This is a genomic window from Micromonospora sp. NPDC005194 (assembly GCF_040608335.1).
Taxonomy (GTDB): domain Bacteria; phylum Actinomycetota; class Actinomycetes; order Mycobacteriales; family Micromonosporaceae; genus Micromonospora.
Genome location: NZ_JBEXIA010000087.1, coordinates 1 through 1,536 on the forward strand (window position 1 = coordinate 1; position 1,536 = coordinate 1,536).

At 67.1% G+C, this 1,536-nt stretch carries 1 protein-coding gene; it reads left to right on the forward strand.

Features of this window, described 5'->3' with window-relative positions; all coding sequences use genetic code 11:
- The first annotated feature begins 115 nt into the window (after positions 1-115).
- Complete coding sequence (locus ABZU53_RS31695) at positions 116-1,522, forward strand: IS4 family transposase (RefSeq protein ID WP_355069249.1); 1,407 nt, start codon at positions 116-118, stop codon at positions 1,520-1,522.
- The last annotated feature ends 14 nt before the right edge of the window (positions 1,523-1,536 follow it).

Genomic DNA, 1,536 nt, shown 5'->3' on the forward strand with positions numbered 1-1,536 from the left:
TGTCAACGCTGTTGCGTTTGGCGATCGGGACTTGAGTCAAGGGCTTTGGAGACGCGAACGGGACTTCTGATAGATCAGCTTGTGTCGAGCAAGGTGATCGTTATCAGGAGTCCCGTTGCAGGAGAAGTCTGTCATCAGGCGGTCGTTGCAGGTGGCCGGGGGTGTGCACGCGCCCGGTCATCTGGGTGAGTTGACGCAGATCATTGACTTTGACCTCGTAGACGCGGTGTTGGAGGAGACCGGGACGCGGGAGAAGCGGCTGCGGCTGCTGCCGTCTCGGGTCGTGGTGTACTTCGTCCTTGCGCTGGCGCTGTTCGAGCGCTGTTCCTATCTGGCGACCTGGGGGAAGCTGACCGCTGCCCTGACGGACCTGCGCCTGACGCGGCCGAGCGTCTCCTCACTCTCACGCGCCCGCCGCCGGATCGGAGCGGCGCCGCTACGGCGTCTGTTCGAGACGTTGGCCGGTGTCGTCGGTCTGCCCAGCCAGCCCGGCGTGTTCTACCGGGGCCTGCGCACCGTGGCCATCGACGGCACTCACCTGCACGTGCCCGATCGGGAACAGGTCACCTGGCGCTACCCCAAACGGGCAGGAGAGCGGCGGGAGTTCGGCTACCCGCTGCTGCGGCTGCTCGTGGTGATCGAGTGCGGGACCCGCGCCCTGCTCGCCGCGGACTTCGGCCCTGACGCAGGAGGCGAACTGCCGTATGCCCACCGCCTGGTGGGCGTCCTGGACCGCGCGATGCTGCTGCTGGCCGACGCCGGCTTCGACGCCGCGCAATTCCTGCACGATGTGCACGCCACCGGAGCGCAGTTCCTGGTCCGCTCCACCGCCTGCCGCCGCCCGACCATCACGCAACGCCTGCCCGATGGCTCCTACCTGACCCGCATCGGCTACGGCACCCTCGCCGCCCTCATCCTGGTACGGGTCGTCGAAGCGCAGGTCACCGTCACCCTCCCCGACGGCACGGTGCGCCACGAGCAGTGGCGGCTGATCACCAGCCTGACCGACCACGCCCGCTACCCCGCCCGAGAACTCGTGGACCTCTACCACGAACGCTGGCAAGCCGAGACCACCTACTACTCGATCAAAGCGACCATGCTCAACGGCCGTGTCCTGCGCTCTCACAGCATCCCCGGGATCGAGCAGGAGGTATACGCCCTGCTCACCGCCTACCAAGCCCTCATCCGCGCGGCCGCAGACGCCGCGTCAACCCAGCCAGGCACCGACATGGACCGGATCAGCTTCACGATCCTCATCGAAACCGCCATCGACACGATCACCACCGCCAGCGCGATCCTCCCCCACGGCCCCGCCGACCTCCTCGGCGCAATCGGCCACGCCGCGCTGGCCAACCTCCTGCCCGCACGGCGCCGCCCCCGCGTCAAAGCCCGCACCCGCAAGAACCCGACCAGCAAGTACGGCCCGAACACCGGACAACACCCAACAACCACACAGACCTACAGCTTCCACGCCGAAATCACACTCTTCGAGAAAGGACTTGCCTCCCGCTCACGGCGCTAAACGCAACGGCGTTG